Genomic DNA, 1,764 nt, shown 5'->3' with positions numbered 1-1,764 from the left:
TCAGCTTGTTGACTAACATCAATAGAATCGCTCGTCCTTCCGGCGCCCACGCTTTCCGCAGGCAATCCCGGAGCCGCATCGCGACTTGTGTCGCTGCTGGGTCTCCGTTGGATTGCTCTCCTGCAGGAGTCGGGGCGCCGTCGGGCGAGCAATGCAAACGGTCGCCGTCAGGTGGCCGTTTGTCTTTTTCTGAGGCCTCGATGGCTGAAGAAAAAGTCCAGGACATGTTCTTCGAACCGGGGAAAACGGGAAAAGGCAGATAGACACCGAACCCGTCCGATGACTAGGGAGGAACCCGACATGTACCGTGCCCATCCGGAGAAGAGACATGAACCGATCCAGACGCAGACCACCTTGGACCAATTGGTCCCGCAGGACCACCTCGTCCGAAAGCTCGACCGCCACATCGATTTCTCGATCGTGCACCGCCTTTGCGCGCCCCTGTACTCGAACACCGGGACGCCCGGCATCGACCCCGAGATCATCATCAAGATCATCCTCCTCGGCCCGCTGTTCAACATCCGTTCCGTCCGCCAGACGGTCAAGGAGGTCCAGACGAACCTCGCCTACCGCTGGTTCCTCGGGCTCGGGATCGACGAGAAGGTGCCCGACCATTCGACGATCAGCCAGGCCTATCGGCGCCGCTTCCAGGGGAACGACGTCTTCCAACAGATCTTCGAGGACATCGTGGGCCAGGCCGAAGCCCACGGCTTCGTGTCAGGGCGCATCCTGATCACCGACTCGACCCATATCCGTGCCAACGCGAACAAGAAGAAGTTCGACAAGGTCGAGGTCGAGCGTGTGGTGAATGCGATCGAGGGCGAGCTTCTCGACCGGGTGAACGAGGAACGGTCGGACCGGGGAAAAAAGCCCTGAAGCCCGCATCACCGAAACGGGAGAGCCGGTTCATCAAGGTGAGCCGGACCGACCCGGACGCGGGCTACATGTATCGTGACCAGAAGCCGGAAGGCTTTTTCTGGCTGGCGCACCGGACGGTCGACGCCAAACACAACTTCATCGTCGACGTGCACGTCACGCCCGGGAACGTGTCGGACAGCACCGTCTACGTCGCCCGTCTCGAGCACATCCTCGGCCGGTTCGCCTTTCCTTTAGAAGCGGTCGCCCTCGATGCCGGGTACTTCACGACCGAGATCGCGAAGGCGCTCGTCGAGCGCGGTGTCTTCGGCGTCATCGCCCGGCGTCGCTTCGGCGGGAAGAAGGGGATGTACCGGAGGACGAGCTTCAACTATGTATCAGAAGAGGACGTCTATGTCTGCCCGGCGAAACAGCGTCTCACCTATCGCACGACCGACCGACACGGCTATCGCCACTACGCCTCCGACCCCGCCATCTGCCAGAACTGTCCGCTTCTCGAGAAGTGTACGTCCAATCGCGCCCACCGGCGCGTCATCACCCGTCATCTTGATGAAAGCTACCGCGAAGCGGTGAACCAGAACCGGCTGTCCGCATCCGGACGAACCCTCTATCGCCTCCGGCCCCAGACCGTGGAGCGCTCGTTCGCCGACGCGAAAGAGCTTCACGGGCTCCGGTTCACGTTCTACCGAGGGACCGATAAGGTCCAGCGCGCCAACCTAGTGGCAGCCATCGCACAAAACATGAAGAAGCTGGCCAACCTGTTGGCCGAGAAAGACCGTCTACATAGCATTTCTTCAATTTTATGTCGGGCAGAGCGCCTCGAGCACATGGAACACAAAAAAAGACGAACCAAATCGCGATGGGCGATTTGGTTCGTCAACAGCCTGA

General features: G+C 60.4%; 2 pseudogenes. One reads left to right on the top strand and one right to left on the bottom strand.

The window, feature by feature from the left end:
- Window positions 1-226: pseudogene (locus KNO58_RS15210) on the bottom strand (hypothetical protein); the annotation flags it as partial.
- A 74-nt stretch (window positions 227-300) separates the two neighbouring features.
- Here KNO58_RS15210 and KNO58_RS15205 point away from each other — a divergent pair.
- Window positions 301-1,646, top strand: a pseudogene (locus tag KNO58_RS15205) (IS1182 family transposase); the annotation flags it as partial.
- Between the last annotated feature and the right edge of the window lie 118 nt (window positions 1,647-1,764).

The organism is Exiguobacterium sp. J17977 (assembly GCF_018616375.1).
Lineage (GTDB): Bacteria > Bacillota > Bacilli > Exiguobacteriales > Exiguobacteriaceae > Exiguobacterium > Exiguobacterium mexicanum.
Note: the sequence above shows the minus strand (reverse complement) of the source record. Positions and strands in the feature narration are given on the sequence as shown.